This window comes from Chimaeribacter sp. YP20170169 (assembly GCF_056739715.1).
This window is the reverse complement of sequence record NZ_CP176827.1, coordinates 47,486-73,261: the sequence shown is the minus strand read 5'-3', so window position 1 is coordinate 73,261 and position 25,776 is coordinate 47,486. Positions and strand designations below refer to the sequence as shown.

Genomic DNA, 25,776 nt, shown 5'->3' with positions numbered 1-25,776 from the left:
TATATGGGAATCAGCCCTACTTCTGCCGCAGCCGGTCCGCACCCGTAGCGGCGGCACGGCCATGTATGGGAATCCACCCTACTTCTGCCGCAGCCGGTCCGCACCCCTTACTTTTAGTCTTCGCCGGTTAGCGCTAGCGTCTGCGTGGGCTGTTTTGTCATCGAACAGCCTAACGAAGCGTAAGTTCTGCTTTGAGCGAGGAGCGGACGTTCGGAATGTGTACTTACATCGAGGTGTCTTAAGCAATGGGGAGCAGGTCACCTAGAGCATAACACCACCTTCAGCGGCTTATTCACTGCTAGTCTTTGTTAGGCGAACGAAAATAAGACTGATTTCCTAAAAGCCATTTTGGTTCTACTTTCCGCCCAACGAGGTCATCAATGACTTTTGATTCAGTCCTAGCATTCGAAAGCGTCAGGCCACGTTTAATTTCAATACCGTCGATATAAATATACATATTTTCGTAAAGATAATCACACCCCATCAAACACATAGGCATAACAATATATGGATCTAAGCGTTCCGCATCATTGCAGTCTGATCTCGGCTTTTTATGTGCCGTAACTAAAGTTTTTACACTGAACTCTTGTCCGCATATAGCGCAGGTGTCATGCGTTTTATCCATAAAAAGCCACTCTTGTAATATATGCTGCTCTTTTCTTGCTTTCTGCTCTCTTGTCTCATCCGTTCCAACATCGAGAAGGGCTCTTAATCTACGAAGATAGAATTCATATTTATCCATCCCTGAGGTGTTATTCTGTGCAGAAATTCGATAACCAACTAGGCTATACATATAATGTTTTCTACCTTTGGTCTTATCTACATATACTAATGGTGAAAAATTTGTAGTTTTTAATATATGCGGTTTACCATAGCCTTTTTGCGATAAGTATTTATAAATTGTTGGAAATGACGCGCTTCCGGAAGAGTCAAAAAAAGATATTAAGTCTTTTTCGATCTCATTAAGCTTTGTAGTTTCACCAATGAACTTCAGTCCAGAATGAGTGTTAGCCATATAGATAGAACTTCTTAAGTAATCATCGATAACTTCTGCAGGTGGATACGGATACTTATAGCTCCTTCCATCAAGGGCATTTCTATATGTCTCTGCCAGCCTAGATGGGTCACAGTTTTCAAAAACACCAAAAACCTTTTCGCTGTAGTTGATAATGGTGTTGTCTCTATTCTCAAAAATATACCAGTAATCATCGCCAATCACTCTAACCCAAGACGTAGGCGAACTTGCAATTAACAATGAAATGAACGAATAGTACTGACCAATCTCTTCTTTTAGATAGTTTAAGTTTGCAATACCGCAGCGACCCGGGAGATCTTTTGCTTTTTTGACCAACTTTTCGATGTTCTTGATACTGGAATTCCTGATCAAGAATATGTTCTTACTAGTTACAATCGAGTTTCTTGTGGCTCGATTTAACTCCGGGGTGTAAAATTCGAACCCACACTCAAGATTTACATCCTCAATTAGATTAAATATTCCCTTTAGATGGCTTTCCTTCCCGACTAACCCGGCATTATAAGTTTCTTCTTCCAACTCTGAGAGCTGCCAATATTCTCTGGACTGCAAAGTTTGAATAAAATCGTTTAGCGATGGAATAGAGTTTTGGCTGACATTATCTCGGAATTTTGAATTTAGTAACTGCCTAATCCTTTCTCTAGTACCAACACCAAATCGACTTGCAGTTTCCTCTAATGTGGGCCAAGGCGATTCATTTAGGCCATAGTAGAATTTTACGACTTCAATATCCCTAGCCTTATTCGCACCATCTTTGATGCTGCGCTCAAGGAATTCTATCAATTCACTTTCAATGCCCATCCATACTCCTTGGTTAGGGAATCGTCTAATAGTCAGTAACACCTGATGCGTTAACTGAGAAATCACTACCTAATATACCTATTTCAATAAATTACAGCGTATACAAGTGGTTGACAATAGACAGTTACTGAGAAGTCTCAGGAACACAGCTAGTGTTAGTAAAGTTTGGGATGTAGCGATAGAACCGATTTGCCATTCCACTCTAAAACGTCCGCTCTTGGCACATAGCTGACATCGGCGATAATGAGGAGTGAACAAGTATACAGAGCTGACGGGGTCTGATAGCCTGCTTAAGCTTGATTTAGTGAGGATTTTATCCATGAGCGAAAAACGCCCTATCCTGACCCTGAAGCGAAAAAGACCGGTTGAAGCATCGGTGCCGGAAACCGCCGAACCGGTGACCCTCAGACACCGCAAGACACCGCCCGCCCTGGACAAGCCAACACGCGATCAGGCATGTCCGGCCACGTCACAACCTGACCAGCCCAAAAAGAAAAAGAACAAGAGTAAACCGCTGCGCCTGATTGATGAGGAACAGGCGCGGACAACGCTGTCCACGCACTGGCCGGCTCTGTTCAGCCACACTACCACGCCAGTGCTCAAAATCCATATCTTCCAAGATATGCACCACGACCACCAGACCCGTAGCCTGCCCCTTTCCGTGAAGCAGCTGCGTCGCTGCATCAACACTTATGTGCGCTCTACAGACTATCTGGAAGCCACCCGTGCAGGTGCACCCCGCTATGGCATTGACGGCGAGGTAGCCGGAGAGGTGAGCGAGCGGGAGCATCAGTACGCCCTGAAGCAGCTGGCGCACAGACAGCGCCTGGCAGACAAGGCTCGAGCCAGCGAGGGCGCCTAATCCGCAAAGAACCCTATCACAGGGATGATTTCCTGGTTAACCCGGCCGGTCAGCACCAGAAACCGGCGCCACAGGCCATAGGGGATTGGCTGGTCACCATTCCTGAAGGCCCGGATACGGCGATCCACATTTTTGGCCCTCAGTCCCAGCAGGTGTGCCAACTTTTCGTCCGTGCCATAGTCGGGAAAGTGGTGTTTAAACTGCTCAAACCAGGCATGCACCAGGTCAGCATGGGGCGGCAGCCAGCCGCTGTCCTGGGTGGCCAGGTGGGCGGTGCCATACCGTGATGCGTCAAAGCCTGGCAGGGCGTCCACGTGCGGCGCCTCCAGGTTCCTGCGCAACCGGGCGCAGCTCTCTTCCACGCGTTGCTGATATACAAACCGACGCTGTTCGGGCATGTCGGGCAGGTCAATATCCATGTCTACTCCTGTAAAAAAGCCCTGCCCGCCCGGAGGCAGGCAGGGACGGGCCTACGAGTGATAGCCGCGCAGGCGTTCCAGCGATCGCAAAAGCAGATCAAGTTGATAACCGTTCAGCGCCGGGATACGTACCGGCCGCCGTCGGGTGTTTCGCTTTACCAGATGCTTACTGAATGCAATAATTTCATTCTGCGTCATGACAGCTCCTTCGCAACAGTGGCGCGCTCCTGGCACAACGTTGCCGCGTTATGCCGGGCGTGAGGGAGGGGGGCAAGCCCCCTCTCCTTAGCGCTGTTTCAGTCCGATAGCCTTCACGTCTGAAACCCGGATGTTCACCAGACTCAATGTCCCGGTCGCCAGCGTTTCCCACCTGCCCTGCTCATGAAGATGCATCAGGCAATACCTCAGGTAATCCACCAACAGAATATCTGTCCGTGTCACCTTGATGCCGATGTGCTCCTGGCTGAACGTGTCAGTCACACTGCCTACCGTTTTTAAAGAGCCTCGCCGTACTAACCAGAAATCTGCCTCAGGAAAGTCCGTGCGAATGGTGGCCACATCTGAAAGTTTCATTCGATCCCTTATCGGGGGCATAGCCCTCTCAGGAACGAGCGGCTTTCAGCGCCCCCGTAGATACATAATAGGCTAAATTAGCCTATTATGGTAGTTATTTGTTCATTTTGTGTGATTTTTTTGACCTTTAATGATCCGAGTGCGAATCCTTAGGTGGGGTTGTCCACAAATCCACATGAGAAAAAGCCAGTGAAGCCAGCGGGCCGCCAAGCCGGCTGGCGAATGGGAGCGCCCTGGCTGCATACGCAGCCAGGGTTCGATTGTGGAGTTGTGGGCAACGTTGAATAAAGTTTCTAAAATGCAGGTAGATGTTTTTTAGGACCATACCAATCAAAAGAATCTATAATCATCTGCATGAATTGCTGAGCAGTTTTCATAGTGTCATCTGATATGTCAATTTGCTCATAACCACCATTGGCTACAACGGAACCATAACTATTACCTGATATAGCTCCAAAAACCATATTCTCAGGGCCAATATGCATGCCTGGAATGTTAATTTCCTTTGTCGGTGGCATATTAACAACTTTTCCGCGCCCTCTATGAGCAATACCCTTTCTTCTATCTTCAAAGTGTTGGATTGTATTTCTTACATCTCTTAGCACTGGGAGCTTAGTTTTGTAAAATTCTATCGCCGCACTAATATCATAAGCGTCTTCACATTCAGATTTTAATATTTTACTGTGCTGACTTAAGAAGTCCAATGAGCTAACAAATGAATCTCCATAAATCTTTACTCTCGTCGTTGATAACTGCCGAGGTAAATATCCGGACTCCCAATTTTTCCTCTTCAATCTTACTTCTTCCTCAAATAATGCATCCTTGTGCGAATGATCAAAAGGTAGGCTTTTTTTGATGACATTATCATAAGCTTGCGCGGAAATATTTCCTGACATAACAACGCTAGCAGATGCCAGTTCTTTTATGGGAGCAGCAAGTTCATCCTGGAATAACATAAAAGACATATGTGCTCGATAGAAATCGTCCACCATTACATCTATGGTGCTTTGTATTTTATGACATTTTAGGTTATCAAGATCTTTAGTCTGAGTTATCCAAGTTCCAGGTTTGATTAAATCGTATATCATTTTTCATCCTTTTTTGAACCCTGAGATAGGCTGCTATCAAACTGCCCGTAATTCTTTACTAAAACTCAACGAAAATAAATTCTTGATAAGGACAGTTTCAGTTTGGTTGAAAGGCTGGTTTTCTTCGTACGCTCAATGCCTTGTCCTTTAAATTCATTGTATCTGTTAAACATCGCGCGCGGCTGGAGTCATAAACGGAAAGTAATGTCTGTCGCATCTAAAGATGTTTTAATAAGGAGAGTATTCCTCTATTTGTGCTATTCTTTTTTCTATATTTTTACGTGCAGTTTCAGCAAAAATCATAGGACGGATTGAACCTCCCTCAAATCGTGCTGCACTAAATTCACTCCATTTTAATGCCCACTTGTTCCACTCTAAATGAAGTCTGTTGAAAATGTGCTTATTAGGTTTGTCTAGCTCACTCCTAATTACTTTCAATGCCTTGCACAGTTTTATTCTTGATTTTTGGTATTCGTCGAAGGCAAGCTCATTCATTCCTGCCTGAGTAATTGGCCTATCTTTCCATATGGTTACCATCAATATGGCATCTATCAAATTGATAAAATCTATTGAGCAGGAAATGCTTTTGGTTGCCTGAGTGGTGTCTATTACATATTGAGACGCTAATTCATGTGCTAAAATATGTCTGGCAGTGAAAGTGTCGTGGAGGTCCTTCCAGAGGTTCGGTACATTAGAAATAATAGGATTATTGTTTGTATAATCCATGCTGAAAGAGTAAGGATCTACAATGGTTTCCGCAAGATTTTTTATATTTAGTTCAAGTATTTTATCAAATGGTTCTACTAAGTGCCTTATAGAACTAAATGGTAAGCTATAGGCAATAAGCTCACCCAAAGTTATCGTTTTATTATGAATCATTGGAATGATGTCAATAACCTTAAGTTTTTCACCTACTAATCCTAAACCACGATTGAGGTATTCTCCTCCAGCTTCATTAACAATGAGAGCAATTGTAGAGCGAAAGTACGCTTCAAGAGTTGCAATTGAAGCTACTGGGAAATGTTTCAACAACTCATCATTAAATGGGGTTCGCATCTGCTTTAAAGTTTTTTGTAAGCTTGATAATCTATTTAATGCGTCATAGCGTACCCACTCAGTTTTGCCTAATGGTAGTCTAGAGCGAATTTCTAATATCTGTGTGTCTATACCTGATTTTGTCTGTTTTGGCATTTTCAACACTTTACCTAAATTGGTTGATTATATATATCCACAGGCGATCAGAGCGTTGCCTCTGGGCTGTCGAAACCTGGGTCGTGTCTAGTTAGCCCCCCTACTTACGGAGGACTAATACTGGCATATCTTTCTGTTTGCTGCTGAAAGTCTTAAACCGGAATACCATAATGATGGCAAAGATAGTTAGTTAACAGTGTAGGTGCCGCTGCTCCAGCAATTTTGATTGCGCCAGTAAATGCTTTGCCCGTCATATTACCAATCCATGAGCCAAAGCCTTTCTCAACATCTTCTTTAGAGGCTACTTTAGGTAGCCGTTCTACGACCTCTTTGAGCTCCTGGATATCAGTATCACTAATGCCATGCTCTTTGAGCTGGCGTTCGAGGGCACTAAAGTCACTACTCATGTTTTGCTGCTGTACATTGCTAACCGTACCGCCAACAATGCTCTTATCATTGTTGACGTTACCAATCACGGTTAAACCATTACCATTATTGTTAATAATATTATTAGTCACGCTCTGAGCCTCTTTTCTTTCTTCCGGGGAGAACAGTAAACCTTCACCATAGATGTTTTTACTTTCAAGCAGTAATGCCCAATCTAATATTTTGGAACGAACATTTGATAAAACTTTAGTAAGCTGTGTTGGACTAATGCTCCAGCATAATCTAAAATTTATATTGGCGCTATTTTGCAAATATTCCGTTTGAGGTGCGGGCAAATCTGAGTAAAGTTGAGACTCGCTTTTAGCAAACTCAGCCAGCATGCATACGGGATTATTTAATCTTACCGTGGTTAATGAATCATATATGTCTGAATGCTGAGCATGAAGGTTACCAAGTTGGTATGGTATCCATCCAGCATAAGGGTTGAAGGCTCTGATTGGTAAGTCTTTAATGATTCGATAATCAGGTAAACAATCGTAATCAGGATATCCATTTAACTCGTATTCGAGCCATTTAGAAATGTCGTTTAATCCAAGTTTCACCGATATCATCTTTGCCCTCGATAGCAAATCTTCGATATTGGTAGAGCTTGAACCAGCCATATCTTGAAGTTTTAATACAGGAGAATCTTTCATCAGGCATTGCTCGGTGTATCGCCAGACATACATTTTATCTATTAACGTCGCATAATGGAATTAAATTTTAACGAGAGTTTCTTCATAATGAGTTTCTTTACTTCTTTATATTGAGGCCGGCGCCAGCCTCTTCCGGGAACATAGCCGTATTGACGGGATTGAGGTGCCAAGGGGATAGGGATACCGGCGTGTGGGGGGAATACTCGATGGTAGGCGGATGTGTGCGCATTTGACCTGAGCCGCCTAGCAGATGGCAAAAGTTTTCCGCTAGCCAGCGTCGTGACGCCAGAATTATCAGGCTGACACCAGAGGAGACTCGTAATGAACAGACAAAAACCGGACTGGCTTAACATTTTTAACCACCTCGATATCGTGGCAAAGCTTTTCCAGATTGCCCGATGTACTGGGAAGTGGCTACCTGGCTGACAGAGAAAGCCAGCTTGTCGAGCAGTTAAAAGATGAGAACCGATCAGGCACCGAGATATTTGGTGATAGCCTCAATCGCAAAGGTGCTGCTTTATCCAAACCCGCATCCAGCACGCGCACGCTGGCTTTGCCAAGCCAGGCATATACTTTCGGCAGCACGTTTCCGGGCTATGCAGGCACCAGCTCGTTGTCCAGCGTGGCTTTCAGCTCCTGGACGTCTTCGGCCTTAAAGTCCAGGGACTCAAGTCAGGCCTGCAGTGCGTCAAAGTCGCCTGCTGAGATATTCTGCATGTTTTTCTGGGAAAACCCATGACTATCAGCGCCTATCACACCGGCATTATTAATAGGGCGTTGAAATTAAAGTTGTTCGTTGTCATAGGAGCCTTTTCTTTATCCTGCTGTGAAAATTGTAAGTCCTCTCCAAGTATTCCTTGTTGTTCTAGCTCAAGAGACCATTCATGCAGGCGATTACGGATCTGCTCAACAATGTTAAGCATGGTGTGATAACTCGTGATTCTAATGAGGTCAAAGCGTAAAAACTCAGGCTGACTAGCCTGTAGACGATGGGCATATTCGGTAAGAAGACGAAATGTCAGAGTCCCTTTGTCTGCCGCGCCAGCTTCCAGTTCACCTGCCGCCGATCTGACGAAAACAGTAGTCAGCTTTTGTTCTTGCTGCTAGTTAAGTATAGGTGCCGGTATAAGGCCATGATAGGGATAGTACGCCCTGAAGCAGCTGGCGCACAGGAAGCGCCAGGCAGACAAGGCACGGGCCAGCGAGAGCGTCTAATCCACAAAGAACCCCATGACAGGGATGGTTTCCTGGTTAACCTGGCCGGTCAGCACCAGAAACCAACGCCACAGGCCATAGGGGAACGGCAGGTCATCATCCCTGAAGGCTTGGATACGGCGATCCGCATTTTTGGCCCGTAGTCCCCGTAAGTGTGCCAGCTTTTCGTCCGTACCATAGTTGATAAAGTGTTTTTTAAGCTGTTCAGACCAGGCGTGCGTCAGGTCAGCATGAGGTAGCAGTCAGCTAATCTTTTGCGTTGCAAAACCATACCATGATGTTATAGGTGTAAATTAAATAATTACATTGATTATTATTTAATTGGAAAATATAAGCTCAATTATAATATTGCTATTACTTTAACTGAATTTTTTATGCCGTCCGAAAACGACCGGTTTCGTACATATGAGTTAACGCATGTCCGAAAGTTAGTGTTTTTGTTTTCGTACATGCTCTATAATAAGTACACCTGTTTCGTACATAAAATAACGCCATGTCACGAGTTTTTGCCTATTGCAGGGTATCGACCCTTGAACAGAATACCGAGAACCAGCGTCGGGAGATCGAAGCGGCCGGGTTTGCCATCAGACCCCAGCGACTCATTGAAGAGTACATCAGTGGTTCAGTCGCGGCTTCTGAACGTCCTGGATTTATGCGCCTGCTTGACCGGATGGAGCATGGTGACGTTTTAATCGTAACCAAGCTGGATCGCCTTGGACGCAATGCTATGGATATCAGAAAAACCGTTGAGCTGCTTTCAGCGTCAGAAATACGGGTACACTGCCTGGCGCTAGGTGGGGTAGACCTCACCAGTCCGGCCGGAAAGATGACCATGCAGGTCATCTCTGCGGTCGCTGAATTTGAACGCGATCTACTACTCGAGCGTACGCATGCCGGTATTGCGCGGGCTAAGGCATCTGGAAAGCGTTTTGGCCGCCCGCCTGTTCTGGATGACGAACAGAAGAAAACGGTGTTCCTTCGTCTTAATGAAGGGAGGAGTATTAGTGCGATCGCCCGCGAATTTAACACCACACGGCAGACCATCCTCAGAGTAAAAGCGACAATGGAAGACGCTGATACTCGCTCGTGAGCGGCTCTTTGAGTGCATGTCCGCTTTGTGCCAAAAGCGGACGTTGCTAACATCGCGGTGTATGAATCAACGGGGAGCAGGTCATCGGTAGTATCAAGACAACCACATGTTTTGTTAAATAATTTATCCGACGGTTTACTAATCTGTTTAATCAGAAAAAAATAATGGTGTGTAGTCCCGACCATTTTTCTGCTCACAGTGCATTGTCTCTTGCTTTGGCAACAGCTCATCTCCAACTCTTTTACGATTGTGCTTCCAGCGATCTTAGCACCTGAATTATTAGAATTATGTCGTGTAGTCGTGTTGACGCTGCGATACAGCTTACGAAACTTATTCAATTGATGAATGCGCATAGCTTGATCCCTGTCTCCTCTCTCTTGTTTCGCGGCAGATCCGAAAATACAAAGCAGATCCTGGGTAGCACAGTGAATATGCTGAGAGATGGAGCTAAAAAAACGCAATCTGAGCAAGTGACAGGGTCTGATGAATGGATTCTAAAGCGAAAGTCGAAAGAAGAACACCCTTAAGGAAATTATATATTTAATTAAAATCAATGGCTTGAATTAAGTTTTCCTATGCAGATCCGGGCGATGGACATTTCCGGTTTTTAGGATGAGCGGCTAATTTTTCAGGGTATAAAGCAGTTCCAGCAGAATCCGGACATGGTGACGGCGCAAGCTGCTTCAGGCACAGTGCTAAAGCGCGTCGGTACCCTGCATACCGACCAGAATGGTCAGACACAATCGCATGTTGTACCAACTGGCGGCCAAGGCTAGGCCGAGCAGGGAAGCCTGCTCCGGGTTCAGCGGCAGCACGTCGCCTTGGGTGGTCAGCACTATGATGTCTTGGACAGTGCCTTTCTTGGGAACAACAAAGCAGGGAGTATCGGATTGATGATTGGCAGGCCCATCTCATCTGGAGCAGACCGTCTTAACAAGGTGCGGTAGGGTAAACTCTTGCCGAATAATCCCCCAGAGGTGCGGAAAGATATAGAGCCGCTTTTTCAATATAAGCTATTGTTAAAAAAGCATTAAAAAAACAAAGGTAGATAAAAAACACTCCTTCAAAAAGAATTTGCAATCGGGTGCAAAGATCAACATAATTGCAACATCATTGTTGCGCGCTTGTTATCCTGGTTTGTGCAGACATATCAAGCGACGTGAGAGGTTTATTTTCTGATGTGTTTAACGTTCAATGTAGACAACTGAATACATAGACGATAAGCCCAGAATATATGAAGAAAAAAGATGGAACGGCATCGCATCGTAAAGCAACGGCCAGCGATGTGGCAATGTTAGCGGGCGTTTCTAAATGGACAGTGTCCAGGGCATTTACCCCAGGCGCTTCTATTTCTGATAAAGCACGGACCCAGGTTGAAGCTGCCGCAAAAGCGCTGGGGTACCGCCCCAATTTACTGGCGCGCAGCCTTTCACAAAAGCGTACGCACATCATTGGGGTAGCGATTGATGAACTGAAAAACCCGCATTCAATGCTGATGCTAGATGCCGTGACCCGGCAGTTGCAGGCTCGCGGTTATATGGCCCTACTGCTAAACATCACCGCCGGTGAGCATTATCGCTCCGTGATGGACATGGCCGACCAGTTGCAAGTCGATGGGATTCTGTTTCTCGGTACGGTTCTTTCCGAGGAGCTGATCAATATTGCCCATGACTTTCACCATATCCCACTGGTGCAAGTAGGCCGGAATACAGAGAACGCCGGGATCGCGGTGGTCAACATCGATGGCTATCGGGCAGGTGGTGAAATTGCAGATTTACTGCTTGCACAGGGCTTTACGCGATTCGGTTATATGAAAGGCCCAGATACTCCCTCTAATCATCTGTTGAGGATGGAAGGGTACCGTGATGGGCTCATGGCCGCCGGTAAACAGCTGGATCTGCACCTTACTGCTGGCCATTACGATCGTACGCTGGCGTACCAGACGATGATGCATTACCTGGACGCCGTACCACCATCGGATCGTGTGGACGCGCTGTTTTGTGAGAATGACATCCTGGCACTTGGTGCGCTGGAAGCATTACAGGTATCCGGTCAGCCTCAACAAATCGCGATCGTAGGCTTTGATGATATCGATGAAGCCGGTGCGCCAGCCTGGCAGCTGACCAGCTACAGTCAGCACACAGAAAGACTTATCAGTGAGGCGCTTAATCGCCTGACTGAAGAGCAGGCCACGGAAGAAGGGGAGTGGCGTTATGGTGAGCTGCGTATCAGGCGTTCCCACCTGAAAATGTGAAATGGACAAGGAGGAGAGATGAAGTTTGCATTGCATGGAGTATCTGTTTGGCACAGTAATGCGGTGACCCAGCTGCGTATCGCCAAGGAAACAGGGTACACCGGACTGGAATTGCTGCCTGAACATCTGTTCCGCTATCTGGAGAATGGCGGCAGTTTTGCTGCCTATCGCCAGTTGATGGCGAAATACCAGGTAGAAATCACCTGTCTGAATGCACTGAAGCGTATTGGTCGCCATCAGCCCGAAGAGCGAGCTGAAATGCTGCTTGAGGCGGAAAAAATTTGCCGCGCAGCAGTAGAACTGGATTGTCCGGTGGTGCAGATCATGGCACTGAACGAGCTCGATCATCTCTCCGAGGAGCGCAGGAATGCGATCCTGCGTGACAACATTAGCGCCATTGCCGACATCGGCAAACCGCTCGGCATCATCTTCCAGATTGAAGTGGTGGCGTTTACCGCTTTCAACTCATTGCAACAGGCGTTGGCACTTATTAAGCAAACCGGCAAAGACAATGTTGGCGTAGTCATCGATTTCTGGCACCTGCACGCCGGCGGCAAAACTCGCCCTGAAGAGGTTGCTGCCATGGACCCTTCACTGATCTATGGCGTACATTTCTGCGATGGACGCCCTGCACGCCAGGGTGAAGCCTGGGATGAGTGGGTGCAACGTGATTATGCACCAGGAGAAGGCGAGGTCGACATTCCAGCCTGGGTCAGGGCGGTTAAAGCCACAGGTTATGACGGCGTCTGGTCACCTGAATTACTCAGCCCGCGCCACTGGGAGCACGATCTGTGGGATGTTGCCGCTGGCTGCATCGACAGCATGAGAGCCTGTATTTTACCGTGATACCGTATTCACTTCGCCGGGGCGACTTCTAATAGTTCCCCGGCAATTAGCCGCACCGGATGTATCATCATTAGCAGGTAACCCGGTTAACCCGCTGCACGCTTTATTATGTTCTGCGCTTTTGCAGAACAGCCATTAATTACGCCTATAGGGCATTAAAAATCTGTTTTTAAGACAGGGCGGACAGGCTGTGGCCGTTCGTCAGGGTATGGCGTATTAATCCCGCGCCATGCCGTTATTTTCCGGCAATGTTGCCGGCCATTAAGGAAATAAGCATGAACCGGAGAGAGGCCCTCTTTTCATTAAGTTCTATTGTGGCATCACTGGCGGTGGTACCCAGACTGGGAGCACAGGAGCTGCATAATGTGCCGGCTGAAACGCCGGTCAGTGCCGATCACCTCCCGCAGCCTGCACGGCTGGGTGGATACCAGGTACTGACGGATGAAACTGCACGCAAAAATTTGTCGGCGGTATTTGATCGGTTGATCCCAGCCGATGCGCACGGCCCATCAGCTACTGAGGCGGGCTGCATTGAATTTATTGATAACGAACTGTCAGGTGATTATGGCAGTGGGGCGGCGCTGTACCTGCAAGGGCCGCTGCACCCGGAGAATGAAGCGCAGTTGATGGGCAGTCCGCAATTCCTTACCCCCCCACGTGAGCGTTATCTCACCGGGCTGCAGGCACTGGAGGCCTGGGCACAACGGGTGTACCACACCGCGTTCTTCTCCCTGACGGCTACCCAGATTGATGCCTGCCTGGAGGGGCTGGAAAACGGGGCAATCATCCTGGCCGATAACGTGGATAGCCAGGCCTTTTTTGAACTGATGTTGCAGAACGCCCGTGAAGGATATCTGGCCGATCCCTTGTATGGCGGCAATAAAAAGATGGCAGGCTGGAAAATGATTGGCTTCCCCGGCGCCCGTTATGATTACCGGCCCTATATTGACCGCCGGAACGAAGATCTGGCGCTGATCCCCGTCAGTCTGATCCCCAACGATTAATTAACTGAGCATATATGTCGCAAATAAGAAAAAAAGCCGATGTGGTCATTGTTGGCCTGGGCTGGTCTGGATCCGTCATGGCCGAAGAGCTGACTCGGGCCGGGCTGAATGTGGTGGCAATCGAGCGTGGCGCATGGCGTGATACTTCCACCGATTTCCCACCCGCCATTGATCCAGATGAGCTGCGCTGGCGCATCCGCCGGAAAATTATGCAGCCGATGAGCGTGGAAACCACGACCTTCCGCAACCGTAGTGATCAAATGGCCGCACCGGTGCGTAACTGGTCCGCCTTCCAGTTTGGCTGGAATGTAGGCGGCGCCGGCACCCATTGGGCCGGGATGTCATGGCGCTTTTCGCCCTGGGATTTCCAGATAGCGACGCAGACCCGTGAGCGCTATGGGGCAGCCAAAGCACGTGGGCTGCAACTCCAGGATTGGGGCGTCACGTATGATGAGATGGCCCCGTTCTATGATCGCTTTGAACGCATCGCCGGGACATCCGGCATTGCCGGCAATCTGAATGGCCATACCCAACCAGGTGGTAATCCGTTTGAAGGACCGCGAACGCGCGACTACCCGACTCCTCCGCTGAAAGACACGCACTGGATGCGCAAATACCGGGAAACGACCAGTCGGATGGGGTATCACCCGTTCACCATTCCTGCTGGAAACATTTCCCAGGCCTATGTTAATCCGCTGGGTGTGACCATGGGGCCATGCACCTATTGCGGCTTTTGCGATTTTCACGGGTGCGGCAACTTTTCGAAATCCTCACCGCAGGCGTGCATTCTGCCGGCGTTGATGCGCCGCCCCAACTTTACCCTGCTGACCGATACAGAGGTGCTGCATGCGGTGAAGCATGACGATGGGAAAACCGTCAAAGGGGTGAAATTTATTACTAAAGAGGGTGAAGAGGGCTTCCAGCCAGCTGACATCGTCTGCATCACTGCCTATCAGATGGATAACGTGCGCCTGATGCTGCTCTCTGGTGTGGGTGAGCAATATGATCCCCGTACCGGCCGCGGGACCGTCGGCCGCAACTATAACTACCAGACCTGCTCAATGGTCACTGGTTTTTTCGATAATGAACGTATGAATCCGTTCATTGGCGGCGGCGCGTTAGGCGTTCAGATTGATGACCTTAATGGTGACAATTTCGACCACAGTGATCTCGATTTCATCGGCGGCGCAGGCATTATGGGCTTCTCCACTAATGGGCGGCCCATCCAGAACATGGATAGCCTGCGGCCCGGCACCAAACGCTGGGGATCGGACTGGAAAGCGGGTTACGCGCGAGATTACCAGACTGCCGCGTCCATTTTTTGCCAGGGCACCTCCATGCCGGTGCGAGAGGCCTATCTGGATCTCGACCCGACTTACAAAGACCGCCATGGTCAGCCGCTGTTGCGTATGACTTTTGACTGGAATCAGAACGACATCAATATGTCGAAATATATTACTGACCGCGCGGTTGCCATCATGAAAGAGATCGGCGGCAAACATCTGGTGATTGATAACCAGGCAGAGCGGGCATGGAATCCCTATATGCAGCACAGCTCGCATACCATCGGCGGCGCGGTGATGGGCAGCGATCCGACCACGTCAGCAGTGAACCCTTATCTGCAAAGCTGGAATGCCCACAACCTCTTCGTGGTAGGCGCATCGGCCTTTCCGAATAACGGCGGTTACAACCCGACGCTGACGGTGGGAGCACTGGCCATCCGTGCTGCACAGGCGATCCATCAGACCTATGTCAATAACCCTGCACCACTGGTGGGAGGCTGATTTATGCACACCAGGAAAAAACTTGCTTATGGTACCGCCGCGCTGGCGGTATTGGCCGGGCTCGGCCTGATGGGGAAACTATGGCAGGTGATGGATACCTCCCGCTCAGACGTAGCCGACGACACCGTAAAATTGGCGGATTTTCACAGCCAGGATCAGGACGCCATCCGGCGCGGGGAATATGCCATGCGTCTGGCGGATTGTGCCGCCTGTCACCAGCCGGATTTTTCTGGCGGTTACCGCATCACCACGCCCTTTGGCACGCTGTTTACCTCCAATATCACGCCTGACCGTGAAACCGGCATCGGCAACATGACGGAGCGTGATTTCTTCAATGCTGTGCGCCAGGGCAAAGGCGATCATGGGCTGCTCTACCCGGCAATGCCCTACACTTCCTATACGCAGATAAACGATCAGGAAATGCATGACCTGTGGGCCTATATGTCGACAATATCGCCAGTGTCTCGTCATATTGAAGAAAATGCCGGAATGAATTTCCCTTATAACCTGCGCCCGGCTATGGCTGGTTGGAACCTGCTGTTTTTCGATAACTCGCCGTTCCAGCCAGATAGCCAGCAGGACCTGTCCTGGAATCGGGGGAAATACCTGGTTGACGGGCCGGCGCACTGCAGCGTCTGCCATACCGCCCGCAATGCGTTAGGCGGTGAGATCAGTGACGGGTACCTGCAAGGCGGCAGCCTGGGCGTATGGTATGCGCCAGATATTACCCCTAATCCCCACAGCGGCATCGGTTCTGTAAGTGATGCGCATATTGTGGAGTACCTCAAAACCGGATCAGACGGCCGTAGTGTGGCAGCGGGGCCGATGGCAGAGGCGGTGGAACACTCAACCCAGCACTTCACAAATGACGATTTACAGGCGATTACCGCCTACCTGCGTGGCCTGCCCGCCTCTGATACCCAGCCGCCGGTTGCGTTCAGGATGGCGGAGTCGGTACGTTCAGGTGCCGCCTTGAGCTATGAAGTGAATTGTTCCGCGTGCCATGGTTTGAAAGGAGAAGGCATTGCTGGCATGGTGCCCGCTTTTGCGGGCAATACTGCCATGCTGAATAACCCAACCAATATGATCCATGCCATGCTTGCCGGCGCGCGGGCACCGCACACCGAAAGCCGTCAGACGGCCGCCGGGATGCCTTCTTTTGGCTGGAAAATGGATGACACACAGATTGCGACCGTACTGAACTATGTGCGCAACAGTTGGGGAAATCAGGCCGCAGAAGTCACGGCCGCGGATGTAAGGGCATTACGCCGGGCCACAGATGCCCGGGAAAAACTGGCCGTACCGTCGCAGCAGTAACAATCACAGCAGGCGCTGGCGGGGTTAACCGGCCAGCGCCTGGATCTGTTGAATGCCCCATAATGCCAGCGCATGATCCTCATGTGACGGCAACCCACTGACACTTACTGCACCGAGCACGGCGCCGCTGCGGTTCAGCAGCGGGAATGAGCCGCCATGATCAGTATATTGTGTTTGATCCATGAATGCCTGCATGGCCATCGGTTCGCCCCTTTGCTGGTTTACCTGCCCGACATACAGCGAAGCGTGGCCACCACGCAAGACCGTATTTCGTTTGCGCATTGCCCATTCGCTGTTTTCCGCACTGGCGCCCGGTAATGCGGCGAAAAACAGCACCTGCCCAAACGCAAAAACTTCAATTGCCACCGGTGCGTCCAGCTCTCGCGCGCGCTGGTACAAACGCTGCCCCAGTTGCCAAGCCAACGTAAAATCGAAGTCCCTCAGACGGCTATCTACCTCTTGTTGCAGCAGTTGTGAGAGGGTGAGAGTATTAGACATGAGAATTTCCTTAATGTTTATTTTTGAAAATTAAATTTCATTAAGGCTGCTTCCTATTCTTTCTTCCTGATAGCGAGCCTTACGCATTTCGCACAGATCACTCCCTACTTTTAGTCTATTCGAGTCAGTGCCATTTCTATATAACGTTATCCTGACACTTTTGCACCCGGTAGCAAAAATTATTTTAACCTGCTCACACAATTCAAATCAAATAGTTCGAATTATATTAAATAGAAAATATATTCCATATTGCATCTACTGATATCGCCGATTGGGCCACACAATTCACTTCACTTTCTGGCCGGGCGGCAGGACAGAAACCAGCGATAAGGGCAAGCAAAATGGATAACAGGCAAACACGCTATAATATGAAGTACGTTATGCTCTGCTGCACGGTCGCCGCCTTTGGCGGGCTGCTGATGGGCTATGATTCTTCGATCATTTCTGGCGCGATCGAACCACTAAGCGACTACTTCCAACTCTCTCCAGCAGAAACGGGCTGGGCGGTCTCCAACATTTTACTTGGCAGCCTGGTGGGCTGTTTTATTGCCCCCAAACTCAGCGACAAACTGGGCCGTAAAAAAACGCTGGCGATTACTGCGCTGGTCTTCACTGTTTCCGTACTGGGCACAGCGATGGCGCACAATTTCGCGGTGTTCGTGATCTGCCGTATGTTTGGCGGGCTGGCAATTGGCCTGGCATCCGTCATTTCGCCAGTCTATTTGGCGGAGCTTTCCCCTTCCCGCTTTCGTGGACGTACCACGGCGCTTTACTCTGTCTGCTGCGTGGGCGGGCAATCCGTGGTGTTGCTGACCAACTACTTCATCAGCAAATCCATGTTGCCGACGGTATTGGTGGATATCGGCTGGCGTTATATCTTGTCAACAGCGTTGCTGCCGTGCGCCCTGTTTCTGATCTTTATTGCCTTTATCCCTGAATCGCCCCGCTGGAACGTGCTTAAAGGACGCGACAAAGCTGCACTGGATACCCTGACCAAGATCTCTAACCCTGAACATGCGGCCACTGTGTTGAACGAAATCAAAAGCTCGCTGACGTCGCCTTCAACTCAAGGGCACCAGACGCGCTTCCGTTTAACTAAAACTACCGTGCCGTTACTGATTGTGGGCATCGGTCTGGCGGTCGGGAACCAACTCAGCGGCATTAACGTCATTCAGTATTTTGGCCCCTCTCTGCTGCGCAATGTCTTCCCGGACGGTTCCTCTGCACTACTTCAAACGTTCTGGCTGTCGGTATGCCAGTTTGCCGGCATCCTTATTGGAATGTCCCTGATCGATAAGCTGGGCCGCCGTAAATTATTGCTGATAGGAGCTATTGCCTCCTGCCTGTGCCTGACCTATTCCTTTGTGGCGTTTTACGCCCACCTGCCAGGGATGCTGGCAGTCATTGGCCTGTTTGCCTATATGGTGTTTTTCGGCATAACCTGGGGCCAGATAGTCTGGACGGTACTGGGCGAAATTTTCCCAACCGAGATCCGCTCCATCTGTGTAGGGATCTCAATCTGCATGATGTCGGTAGCTAACTTTATCATCAGTACCACCTTCCCAATCATGAATAGCAACCCATTACTGTTGGAATTGTTCCATGGCGGCTTCCCGTTGCTGCTGTTCGCGTTATTCTCTCTTGGCATGTATTTCTTTACCTTCCGCTTCCTGCCCGAGACGGCCAACGTCCCGCTAGAACAGGTACAGGCCCTAGTTCTGAAAAAATTCAACATCAAGGCCCCAACTACGGCCCCAGTGACGCCGCCAACAGAAACAGCCAAACCCCATTAATCTTGTGATCGGGTAGCACAAGCGGCCCAATCCTTTACGATAAGGAACCCCTGATGACACTGCCTATCGCCAACGCACCCTGCAGCTGGGGCGTCGATGACCCGGACAACCCCTTTCTCCCACCATGGGAAACCGTGCTGAAAGAGGCCGCACAGGCCGGATATCAGAGTATTGAGTCTGGGCCGGCGGGGTACCTTCCAGCTGACAATCAGGTACTGGCGGAGGCGCTGAATCATTACGGCCTTTCCCTGGTAGCCGGTACTCTCTTTGATGATTTAGTGAGTGAGACCAATTTCAATCACCTTCTGGCCCTGACGCACATGATTTGCCGCAGACTGGCCGAGGTGCCTACGGCAGTAAAAACTGGCGTGCCGGGGCGGCAGCCACCCTATCTGGTGATTATTGATTTTGGTCATGAGGAGCGTGCCAGGCAGGCAGGGCAAAGCGCCCGCTCTCCCCGCCTGCCTGATACCGAATGGCAACGCATGATGCAGCATATTGCGGAGATTAGCCGAATTGCCTGGCATGAATATGGTGTCCGGCCTGTTATCCATCCCCATGCCGGCGGTTATATTGAATTTGCGGATGAGTTGGAAAAGCTCATGGAAGATATTCCGCATGATCTGGCCGGGCTGTGTTTGGATACCGGACATCTCTACTATGCAGGGATGGATCCGGTCACCTGGCTGGATAAATGTTGGCAACGGATTGATTATCTGCACTTCAAAGATGTAGACCGGCAGGTCTTTCAATCGGTACTGGCGCGTGGCACCGATTTCTTCAGTGCCTGTGCTGAAGGCGTGATGTGCCCGCTGGGCCAGGGCGACATCGATTATGCAGCTGTACATGACCTACTGGTGCGGCGGGGGTATGACGGATGGATCACCATTGAGCAGGAGCGCGATCCGCGCAATGCTGCAGGTAGCCTGCAGGATGTGACCGCCAGCCTGCACTACCTACGACAAGCTGGATTCTGACCAAGAACATGCGCTTGTCGTGACATATCGACTATCACTGACAGGCGCAATTATGTTTACCGCAAGAAAAATAATCCCTGTATTTTTCTGGCCTATAAAAAATCTAAGAGTGCTGTCGTAACCTTGCTGGATCACCCGTCGTGTATCGCCAGTTAACAGCATGTCGATGCCCACTGAACTGAACTCATGCGCGAAGACAACAAAGCATTATGATTTTCTCACACCGCTGCTTGAAGGTTTTCACATGTGAAAATGTGATTGATGTCATGATAATCCTCTAAAGATTCTAGATGTCAGATGACAGTTCAATCGCGGTTGACCGCAATGAATCAACCCCGCCGTTTTAAGGACACTTCTCAATACGCCAGCTTCCCTCCAATTTGCGAAGGCCGCAGGCCGCTTTTCGTCCTGAGGTCTGGCGGTGTGAGAGGCTGATGACATATCTCTCTGGCTGCATTAGGTGTTATTAATAAAAAAATCACTGACACACCGCACCTGAGCAAGAAAAGAAGGATAAAACCCTATCGTGTGCCTGAGCTGATTTTCGGCACCGAAAAATAATAAGAGTGCGCATGCCATACAGGACAGGACCACGACTTTCATTTGTTTTTTCCGTTACAGAAAGTGGCTGAACGGCGCGGCTGATGCGGGAGACACTCAGGCCCAGCAGTAGCACAATTTCTGCAAGAAGCAGTCATGCCATCTGCCAGTCGTGCAGAGAAAGACTTTTATAAAAGGCAGGTACCAGGCGCTCAAGCTCTGGCCTTACTAATCTGTGCTTACTGTAGAATGTCTATGATGCTTTCAAGCGCGTTTTTAATCATAAAAGAAAAGTTTCTGTAGAAGACTACAATGCAATGCGCGGTTCGACGCATCTTCTATGCCGCGACTCAAGCTTGGCCTAGCCCTGGTAGTTGGCGTACACCGAGGCCAGGCATGCCGCTGCCCCGGACACTGGTCCTGTTGCATGTCTCCCCCCTCTAACGTCAGCTTATCAGCTGCTTCGCGCTGGCCACATTTCTGATGATGGTGATGTTGGCGTGGACATCGCATCTCGAACGATGTGGGGCCAGCGCTGTCTCTTCTGCCAGACCGCTGTCAGCATAAGCGCCAGCCACGCTTTGTTGACGATACTCTGTATCCGCAGTGCCTGCGCCTAGGGCAACACACTGTCCGTGTCCACAGGCTGCAGCGGAGCATCAAAACATCGTACGGCCCTTTGTGATGGCAATCCTAGTCTAACCTTGTAGGACATGCTAACTGCATGTCTTTTGTCTTTCGTGTCCTGCCGCACATGCCGCATACACAGCTAACTTTTTTAGCTTATAGTTAAGTTCAGTAGTAGAATGCCACGCCTCATCGAGAAAGGGCGATTATGGAGTCTATCGTGAAATTCAAAATCCAGCATTTGCAGGCAGCAGTGGCACTGGTGCTTGCCAGTCTCCAACCGCAACCAAAAGCGGTTGCGTGCCAGCCTACGATTGTAGAACGGGTTTATGAAATGGGCGCTAGAGTCAATAAAACTGACATCAGTGAGCTATCCGTTGTGCTCAATACACTGGCCAAAGAACTGCGCGATAGCCGCGCCAAACTTTCCCAGTATGCTGACCACGATTTTGAAAGCGCAGTTAGAACGGCTAAGGAAATCCAGAGCCAGACCATCCAGATCGCTGGCATTGCTGAATCCTTCGTTTTGATGTTGCCTGAAAAAGAGGTGATCATGTCTTACGACAAGAACTCCGTTGAGTTTGCGTTCGTTCGGGCTATCAAAATGGTAAGTATCGCGACCAAAAGTTACCTCAGTCTTATTGACCAGCTTACGCGCGAAACGGATGTGCGTGATTCCGGCGTTAATATTATAGCCATGAATCACCTGCTGGATACGGGCAACAAGGCCTCGGCTAAATGGCATTAACAGCTGAATACAGTTCAGTGACGTGGGATGGTTTTTTTCAGCCCACGTTTGCCGTTTACCCCAATCTTGAAGAACAACTTAAAGCTGAGTTTATTACCTATAAATCATCTGGCGCGCCATCAAACTTGCTTGGACGAGATGCACCCTTTGACTTCCCACCGTTCGCGGTTGATGCCGCTGTGCAGCACATACATGTCAATCTACACCTTCGACTGACATGGAACACTAAACAAGCTAACTACAACCGAACCTCCGATCATTATCTCGTTTACACTGAGCACTTGTGGGAGAGTGGCCGCTTTTTACTGATGGGCCTGATTACCCCTGCCCACGCACGTATGCCTGCCAGAGACACGCGATTGCTCAAATATTTTTCAGATGTTGCAGAAAACTTCCACGCTTCATAAGCAAATCGCATTACGCATATGATGATGTGATGACTACCCGTATGATGCTCAATATGAGTCTGAATAATATCTCCGTCATGAAAATGACTGATATGCCCGAGAAAGAACCAAATCGTATCCGCCACTAAACGAGGCAATTCGCGGTGCGTTTCGTCTCCTGTGTTGCGACTTTAGCCTGGCCTGCCCCTGATAATTGGCCACACCGGGGGCCGGCAGAGTCTGCTTCAGACCTGGCCCTGGTGTGCATCTCCCTCCTCTCAGAACGCCAGCTTGTCGGCCGCCTCGCGCAGCCGCGTGTCCCCACGCCGGTCATATTTCTGGGTGGTGGTGACGCTGGCATGGCCCATCGCATCGCGCACCGTCAGCAGATCTTCCCCGTTCTCCAGCATCATAGAGGCAAAGGTGCGGCGCAGATCGTGGGGCGCGCACCCCGCAATGCCGCTTTCCGCCCGGCGCTGCCCAAGGATGTGGTAGACGGCCTGCGGGGTCAGGCGCTGTAACGTGACATCGTCACCGGCGCGGATCCGGGTGAACAGCGGCCCGGCGCCGTCGCCCCGCACGGTGTCGGTCCAGCACCGGATCCGCTGCCAGACCGCCGCCGGCATAAACGCCAGCCGCTCTTTGTTGCCCTTGCCCCGCACCCGTAGCGCCTGCGTCTCGGGCAGCACGCTGTCCGTGTCCAGGGCGATAACTTCGGCGCGGCGCAGGCCGCAGCCGAGCATCACCGCCAGCATCGCCGCATCGCGCGGGCCTTTGCAGCTTTTATCCTGCTCACAACAGGTAAACAGTGCGCGGATCTCTTCCGCGGCCAGCGCCCGTCCCCGCGGCAGCCGGCTGCCGCGCACCGCCCGCAGGGCCAGGATCTGCTGGTAGCTGTCGGTGTCCATCTGTTTCATCATCCACGCCTCGCGCGCGGTGCCTTTCAGGGCCGACAGGTAGGTGTTGACGGTGGCCGGCGCCCGGCCGCCGATCTGCAGCAGCTCCAGCAGGCCCCGTATATGGTGACGACGCAGGCTGCCCCAGGCGCAGTGCTGCAGCGCGCTGGCGCCCAGCATGCCGGCCAGGATGGTCAGGCACGAGCGCATGGTGCGCCGGCTGGCGGCTGAGGCCAGGCCGATCAGGTAGGCCTGCGCCGGGTTCAGTGGCAATGTGTCGCCCGGTAGGGCCAGTGCCGTGGGGCCCTGTGCAGGATATTCATCCGGGGACAACAAAACGGGGCGCATCGGATCGGTCATGGGCAGGCGCATCTCCTCTGAGCGCAGGTCGCCGCAGCGCGATGCGGCCGTTGAAATCTGGCCAGATTATCCCCCGGCGGGCGGGCTGCCGTAAAGCTGCTTTCTCAAAGCGTCATTTTAATAAGTAGACAACCTGCCTTAGCTTTTAGCCTTGGCGTTTACCTAGTGGCCTTAATCACATGGTATGCCCTAAGCCCTCTCGATTCCCTCAGAAAGAAAATGTATGAGCTTCACGTGTTCGCATCACACTGTGCCGCTCACTTCCTAAATACAATAGCCCGCCCTTATTTTTGGAAAAACATATTTTATAACAGTAATTTATGTTTAATTAATGACACAATGACACAATGATATCATGATACAATGACACAAGTTTAATTTGTTGTTATGTGATTATGACAAGATTGTCATTGTGTTTATTGATGAATTGACACTATGACACTTGTGTGTGAGTATCCTGATATTTTTGACACATTTATCCTATGTGAGGCGACTCTATATGAAAGTGATTTCATTCATTAATCCTAAAGGTGGTGTAGGTAAATCCACGTCTGTCATCAATGTGGCAACATGTATGTCGCGCCTTGGCCATCGAGTCGCAGTTGTCGACACTGACCCGCAAATGAGCCTGACTAATTGGAACAAAAAGGGGAAAGCTAATTTTGCTGTGTTCACTGCGGATTCCGAGAAAGATGTTTACCAGGTAAGAAAAGAATTAAATGATTACGATTTTGTGGTGATTGATGGTGCTGCATCACTAAGTGTTATCACTTCTGCAGCGGTGATGGTCAGTGATCTTGTAATCATCCCAGTTAGTCCATCGCCTTTGGATTTTTCAGCTTCTGGTAGCGTACTTACTGTTATCGAAGCGCAAGCCTATAATCGGCCAGTAGAAGCTCGATTTCTGATTACAAGAAAAATGAATAATGCCTCAATGGTGACCTTGTTAAAGCAGAGTATTGAAAGCACCAAGGTTACACGTTTCAAAACTGCGTTGAGTCATCGTCAGACGTACATTAAAACGTTGGTTGACGGGGATACTGCGTTTGATTCCAAAGACAGCGCAGCCAAAGGTGAAGTTGAGATCCTGACAAATGAAATTATTGACACTTTAACAAAATGACACTTTTGTCATATACTCAAAACATCATATTGTCATTGAGGTGAATCATGGCGCTTAAACAACAGAATCCATCAAAGCCGGCAATGGAGCTTGGAGAGCATCGTAACTTAGAAGAGGTGCTGAAACCTGCGGGTAAAGATAAACGTATCCAGGTTGTTCTCGGAGAAGCAAAGCATATGGAATTTAAGCTTGCCTGCTTGAAAAATGGCACAAATATTACAAGCGTTGTTAACGACTTAATTGATAGGTGGTTGAGCGAGCACAAATAGTTGTGTCATTGTGTCATTGTGTCATTGTGTCATTGTAACTTGATATGATAAAAGCTATATATTTTATATTCGTGTATGCCAAAAGAAGGCTCTAAAGGAGCCTTCTTTTCACCACTCTGAATTGATATGGGTTTATCGAAAATTTCAGAATCATTCAAGATGGCTTAATCTATAGAGAGCAAGACATCTGTTCTGTATGTGATAGCTGAATTTCCTTAATCGGATATCGAGTTAAGGAAGCGTTCTACTTGCGCTATTTCATCATCACTGTACTGCGCTGGGATCTCAAAAAAACGGACATCCGCTTTGTTGCAGGCTTCACGTTTGACTGCATCCCGCTCTTCAGCGTTGCCATGGTAATGGCCTGTGCCCTGATACTCCACCACGGCACAGGGTTAGCCCCAGGGATTGATAATGGCAAAATCCACGCGCTTGCTGTTGATGCTCCGATAAGCGCTGTCATTCCTAGAGCTGAGGAGTTCTCCCAAGGAGACCTGAGGAAACACACGGTAGGCTCGGTGATTGTTCGACAGCATCCTTTCCAATTTGCAGAACAGTGCATACTCACTTTTGTTCATAATGCGACGTTTCTGAAAGGCGTTGTTGGTAACAAAATAGAGCTGATCTTCATGGTTAGATACGCTCCTTATCCTTTCGGTAGATACACTCCTTGTCCTTTCGACACTCTTTGTGCTTTCGGCAGGTTGGCGCTGGCCAGACCGAGGAGTTGGTTTAGGTTTCTTTGCCCTGACCAGGATAAAGATAAACGCAGCAACGATCAGAAACAGCCAGTATTTCACTTCCATGATCAATAATCTCCTGAATAAAAGACCTGTCTATCATCCACGTATCTGCCTGTTTTCAATCATAGCATTGGGTTTAAAGATGAAACATCCCGCAATTATCGGTAAAATAAGCACTTGTCTGAGCAACTGTTAACCAGCTTACGGCATATATCGCAGCCCGCGCAGGGCGTGAGGCACTTATGCAATATCACCTC

At 49.5% G+C, this 25,776-nt stretch carries 24 protein-coding genes and 1 pseudogene; 13 read left to right on the top strand and 12 right to left on the bottom strand.

Features of this window, described 5'->3' with window-relative positions:
* Positions 1 to 298: 298 nt before the first annotated feature.
* Positions 299 to 1,834, bottom strand: coding sequence for a hypothetical protein (locus ACK3SD_RS20875; protein WP_481128080.1), 1,536 nt, complete (start codon positions 1,832 to 1,834; stop codon positions 299 to 301).
* A 319-nt stretch (positions 1,835 to 2,153) separates the two neighbouring features.
* On the opposite strand from ACK3SD_RS20875, the gene ACK3SD_RS20870 reads away from it, so the two are divergent.
* Positions 2,154 to 2,696, top strand: coding sequence for a ProQ/FINO family protein (locus tag ACK3SD_RS20870; RefSeq protein ID WP_481128079.1), 543 nt, complete (start codon positions 2,154 to 2,156; stop codon positions 2,694 to 2,696).
* On the opposite strand, the gene ACK3SD_RS20865 is transcribed toward ACK3SD_RS20870, so the two are convergent.
* The 7 genes from ACK3SD_RS20865 to ACK3SD_RS20835 all read right to left on the bottom strand — a co-directional run bounded on the left by ACK3SD_RS20865 (position 2,693) and on the right by ACK3SD_RS20835 (position 8,101).
* Positions 2,693 to 3,115: a hypothetical protein gene (locus ACK3SD_RS20865; protein ID WP_481128078.1), complete on the bottom strand. Its 423-nt coding sequence runs from the start codon at positions 3,113 to 3,115 to the stop codon at positions 2,693 to 2,695. The genes ACK3SD_RS20870 and ACK3SD_RS20865 overlap by 4 nt on opposite strands.
* 51 nt (positions 3,116 to 3,166) lie before the next feature.
* On the bottom strand, positions 3,167 to 3,313 hold the full coding sequence (locus tag ACK3SD_RS20860; RefSeq protein ID WP_481128077.1) for a hypothetical protein: 147 nt from the start codon (positions 3,311 to 3,313) through the stop codon (positions 3,167 to 3,169).
* An 87-nt stretch (positions 3,314 to 3,400) separates the two neighbouring features.
* On the bottom strand, positions 3,401 to 3,688 hold the full coding sequence (locus ACK3SD_RS20855; RefSeq protein ID WP_481128076.1) for a hypothetical protein: 288 nt from the start codon (positions 3,686 to 3,688) through the stop codon (positions 3,401 to 3,403).
* 293 nt (positions 3,689 to 3,981) lie between these two features.
* Complete coding sequence (locus ACK3SD_RS20850) at positions 3,982 to 4,776, bottom strand: hypothetical protein (protein WP_481128075.1); 795 nt, start codon at positions 4,774 to 4,776, stop codon at positions 3,982 to 3,984.
* A 228-nt stretch (positions 4,777 to 5,004) separates the two neighbouring features.
* Positions 5,005 to 5,967, bottom strand: coding sequence for a lysozyme inhibitor LprI family protein (locus tag ACK3SD_RS20845; RefSeq protein ID WP_481128074.1), 963 nt, complete (start codon positions 5,965 to 5,967; stop codon positions 5,005 to 5,007).
* 152 nt (positions 5,968 to 6,119) lie between these two features.
* On the bottom strand, positions 6,120 to 7,049 hold the full coding sequence (locus tag ACK3SD_RS20840; protein WP_481128073.1) for an AbiTii domain-containing protein: 930 nt from the start codon (positions 7,047 to 7,049) through the stop codon (positions 6,120 to 6,122).
* A gap of 752 nt (positions 7,050 to 7,801) precedes the next feature.
* Positions 7,802 to 8,101 carry an AbiTii domain-containing protein gene (locus ACK3SD_RS20835; protein WP_481128102.1) on the bottom strand — a complete coding sequence of 100 codons (300 nt, stop codon included), beginning with the start codon at positions 8,099 to 8,101 and terminating at the stop codon, positions 7,802 to 7,804.
* Between the two features lie 656 nt (positions 8,102 to 8,757).
* On the opposite strand from ACK3SD_RS20835, the gene ACK3SD_RS20830 reads away from it, so the two are divergent.
* Positions 8,758 to 9,354 (top strand): recombinase family protein, encoded by a 597-nt coding sequence (locus tag ACK3SD_RS20830; RefSeq protein WP_481128072.1) that lies wholly within the window; start codon positions 8,758 to 8,760, stop codon positions 9,352 to 9,354.
* A 695-nt stretch (positions 9,355 to 10,049) separates the two neighbouring features.
* On the opposite strand, the gene ACK3SD_RS20825 is transcribed toward ACK3SD_RS20830, so the two are convergent.
* Positions 10,050 to 10,190: a hypothetical protein gene (locus ACK3SD_RS20825; RefSeq protein ID WP_481128071.1), complete on the bottom strand. Its 141-nt coding sequence runs from the start codon at positions 10,188 to 10,190 to the stop codon at positions 10,050 to 10,052.
* Positions 10,191 to 10,588: 398 nt separating this feature from the next.
* On the opposite strand from ACK3SD_RS20825, the gene ACK3SD_RS20820 reads away from it, so the two are divergent.
* The 5 genes from ACK3SD_RS20820 to ACK3SD_RS20800 all read left to right on the top strand — a co-directional run bounded on the left by ACK3SD_RS20820 (position 10,589) and on the right by ACK3SD_RS20800 (position 16,559).
* Positions 10,589 to 11,608: a LacI family DNA-binding transcriptional regulator gene (locus ACK3SD_RS20820; protein ID WP_481128070.1), complete on the top strand. Its 1,020-nt coding sequence runs from the start codon at positions 10,589 to 10,591 to the stop codon at positions 11,606 to 11,608.
* An 18-nt stretch (positions 11,609 to 11,626) separates the two neighbouring features.
* Positions 11,627 to 12,454 (top strand): sugar phosphate isomerase/epimerase family protein, encoded by an 828-nt coding sequence (locus ACK3SD_RS20815; RefSeq protein WP_481128069.1) that lies wholly within the window; start codon positions 11,627 to 11,629, stop codon positions 12,452 to 12,454.
* Positions 12,455 to 12,729: 275 nt separating this feature from the next.
* Positions 12,730 to 13,458, top strand: a complete 729-nt coding sequence (locus ACK3SD_RS20810) for a gluconate 2-dehydrogenase subunit 3 family protein (protein ID WP_481128068.1) — start codon at positions 12,730 to 12,732, stop codon at positions 13,456 to 13,458.
* Positions 13,459 to 13,472: 14 nt separating this feature from the next.
* Positions 13,473 to 15,242 (top strand): GMC family oxidoreductase, encoded by a 1,770-nt coding sequence (locus ACK3SD_RS20805; protein ID WP_481128067.1) that lies wholly within the window; start codon positions 13,473 to 13,475, stop codon positions 15,240 to 15,242.
* A gap of 3 nt (positions 15,243 to 15,245) precedes the next feature.
* Positions 15,246 to 16,559 carry a c-type cytochrome gene (locus ACK3SD_RS20800; protein WP_481128066.1) on the top strand — a complete coding sequence of 438 codons (1,314 nt, stop codon included), beginning with the start codon at positions 15,246 to 15,248 and terminating at the stop codon, positions 16,557 to 16,559.
* A gap of 24 nt (positions 16,560 to 16,583) precedes the next feature.
* On the opposite strand, the gene ACK3SD_RS20795 is transcribed toward ACK3SD_RS20800, so the two are convergent.
* A complete protein-coding gene (locus ACK3SD_RS20795; protein WP_481128065.1) occupies positions 16,584 to 17,057 on the bottom strand; it encodes a heme-degrading domain-containing protein in 474 nt (157 codons plus the stop codon).
* A gap of 341 nt (positions 17,058 to 17,398) precedes the next feature.
* Here ACK3SD_RS20795 and ACK3SD_RS20790 point away from each other — a divergent pair, with 341 nt between their 5' ends.
* The 4 genes from ACK3SD_RS20790 (at position 17,399) to ACK3SD_RS20775 (ending at position 22,149) form a co-directional block, all read left to right on the top strand.
* Positions 17,399 to 18,850 (top strand): sugar porter family MFS transporter, encoded by a 1,452-nt coding sequence (locus tag ACK3SD_RS20790; protein ID WP_481128064.1) that lies wholly within the window; start codon positions 17,399 to 17,401, stop codon positions 18,848 to 18,850.
* Positions 18,851 to 18,903: 53 nt separating this feature from the next.
* Entirely contained in the window at positions 18,904 to 19,827 is a 924-nt protein-coding gene (locus ACK3SD_RS20785) for a TIM barrel protein (RefSeq protein ID WP_481128063.1), read from the top strand.
* A gap of 1,387 nt (positions 19,828 to 21,214) precedes the next feature.
* The gene (locus tag ACK3SD_RS20780) at positions 21,215 to 21,742 is read left to right on the top strand and encodes a hypothetical protein (protein WP_481128062.1); all 528 of its coding nucleotides are present in this window, start codon (positions 21,215 to 21,217) and stop codon (positions 21,740 to 21,742) included.
* Entirely contained in the window at positions 21,733 to 22,149 is a 417-nt protein-coding gene (locus tag ACK3SD_RS20775; RefSeq protein WP_481128061.1) for a type II toxin-antitoxin system YafO family toxin, read from the top strand. The genes ACK3SD_RS20780 and ACK3SD_RS20775 overlap by 10 nt, the downstream gene beginning before the upstream one ends.
* A 257-nt stretch (positions 22,150 to 22,406) precedes the next feature.
* On the opposite strand, the gene ACK3SD_RS20770 is transcribed toward ACK3SD_RS20775, so the two are convergent.
* Complete coding sequence (locus ACK3SD_RS20770; protein WP_481128101.1) at positions 22,407 to 23,372, bottom strand: tyrosine-type recombinase/integrase; 966 nt, start codon at positions 23,370 to 23,372, stop codon at positions 22,407 to 22,409.
* Between the two features lie 511 nt (positions 23,373 to 23,883).
* On the opposite strand from ACK3SD_RS20770, the gene ACK3SD_RS20765 reads away from it, so the two are divergent.
* On the top strand, positions 23,884 to 24,507 hold the full coding sequence (locus ACK3SD_RS20765) for an AAA family ATPase (protein WP_481128060.1): 624 nt from the start codon (positions 23,884 to 23,886) through the stop codon (positions 24,505 to 24,507).
* A gap of 47 nt (positions 24,508 to 24,554) precedes the next feature.
* On the top strand, positions 24,555 to 24,776 hold the full coding sequence (locus ACK3SD_RS20760; protein ID WP_481128059.1) for a plasmid partition protein ParG: 222 nt from the start codon (positions 24,555 to 24,557) through the stop codon (positions 24,774 to 24,776).
* A gap of 215 nt (positions 24,777 to 24,991) precedes the next feature.
* Here the strand turns inward: ACK3SD_RS20760 and ACK3SD_RS20755 are convergent.
* Positions 24,992 to 25,312 (bottom strand): annotated as a pseudogene (locus tag ACK3SD_RS20755) (DUF2726 domain-containing protein).
* Between the last annotated feature and the right edge of the window lie 464 nt (positions 25,313 to 25,776).

Excerpts from the sequence above, each read along its gene's own strand:
- ACK3SD_RS20820 (WP_481128070.1), top strand. The coding sequence starts at position 10,589 with ATGAAGAAAAAAGATGGAACGGCATCGCATCGTAAAGCAACGGCCAGC.
- ACK3SD_RS20855 (WP_481128076.1), bottom strand. The coding sequence starts at position 3,688 with ATGAAACTTTCAGATGTGGCCACCATTCGCACGGACTTTCCTGAGGCA.
- ACK3SD_RS20875 (WP_481128080.1), bottom strand. The coding sequence starts at position 1,834 with ATGGGCATTGAAAGTGAATTGATAGAATTCCTTGAGCGCAGCATCAAA.
- ACK3SD_RS20800 (WP_481128066.1), top strand. The coding sequence starts at position 15,246 with ATGCACACCAGGAAAAAACTTGCTTATGGTACCGCCGCGCTGGCGGTA.
- ACK3SD_RS20785 (WP_481128063.1), top strand. The coding sequence starts at position 18,904 with ATGACACTGCCTATCGCCAACGCACCCTGCAGCTGGGGCGTCGATGAC.
- ACK3SD_RS20860 (WP_481128077.1), bottom strand. The coding sequence starts at position 3,313 with ATGACGCAGAATGAAATTATTGCATTCAGTAAGCATCTGGTAAAGCGA.
- ACK3SD_RS20845 (WP_481128074.1), bottom strand. The coding sequence starts at position 5,967 with ATGCCAAAACAGACAAAATCAGGTATAGACACACAGATATTAGAAATT.
- ACK3SD_RS20790 (WP_481128064.1), top strand. The coding sequence starts at position 17,399 with ATGGATAACAGGCAAACACGCTATAATATGAAGTACGTTATGCTCTGC.
- ACK3SD_RS20765 (WP_481128060.1), top strand. The coding sequence starts at position 23,884 with ATGAAAGTGATTTCATTCATTAATCCTAAAGGTGGTGTAGGTAAATCC.
- ACK3SD_RS20770 (WP_481128101.1), bottom strand. The coding sequence starts at position 23,372 with ATGCGCCCCGTTTTGTTGTCCCCGGATGAATATCCTGCACAGGGCCCC.
- ACK3SD_RS20865 (WP_481128078.1), bottom strand. The coding sequence starts at position 3,115 with ATGGATATTGACCTGCCCGACATGCCCGAACAGCGTCGGTTTGTATAT.
- ACK3SD_RS20810 (WP_481128068.1), top strand. The coding sequence starts at position 12,730 with ATGAACCGGAGAGAGGCCCTCTTTTCATTAAGTTCTATTGTGGCATCA.
- ACK3SD_RS20795 (WP_481128065.1), bottom strand. The coding sequence starts at position 17,057 with ATGTCTAATACTCTCACCCTCTCACAACTGCTGCAACAAGAGGTAGAT.
- ACK3SD_RS20850 (WP_481128075.1), bottom strand. The coding sequence starts at position 4,776 with ATGATATACGATTTAATCAAACCTGGAACTTGGATAACTCAGACTAAA.
- ACK3SD_RS20775 (WP_481128061.1), top strand. The coding sequence starts at position 21,733 with ATGGCATTAACAGCTGAATACAGTTCAGTGACGTGGGATGGTTTTTTT.
- ACK3SD_RS20830 (WP_481128072.1), top strand. The coding sequence starts at position 8,758 with ATGTCACGAGTTTTTGCCTATTGCAGGGTATCGACCCTTGAACAGAAT.
- ACK3SD_RS20870 (WP_481128079.1), top strand. The coding sequence starts at position 2,154 with ATGAGCGAAAAACGCCCTATCCTGACCCTGAAGCGAAAAAGACCGGTT.
- ACK3SD_RS20805 (WP_481128067.1), top strand. The coding sequence starts at position 13,473 with ATGTCGCAAATAAGAAAAAAAGCCGATGTGGTCATTGTTGGCCTGGGC.
- ACK3SD_RS20840 (WP_481128073.1), bottom strand. The coding sequence starts at position 7,049 with ATGAAAGATTCTCCTGTATTAAAACTTCAAGATATGGCTGGTTCAAGC.
- ACK3SD_RS20760 (WP_481128059.1), top strand. The coding sequence starts at position 24,555 with ATGGCGCTTAAACAACAGAATCCATCAAAGCCGGCAATGGAGCTTGGA.
- ACK3SD_RS20815 (WP_481128069.1), top strand. The coding sequence starts at position 11,627 with ATGAAGTTTGCATTGCATGGAGTATCTGTTTGGCACAGTAATGCGGTG.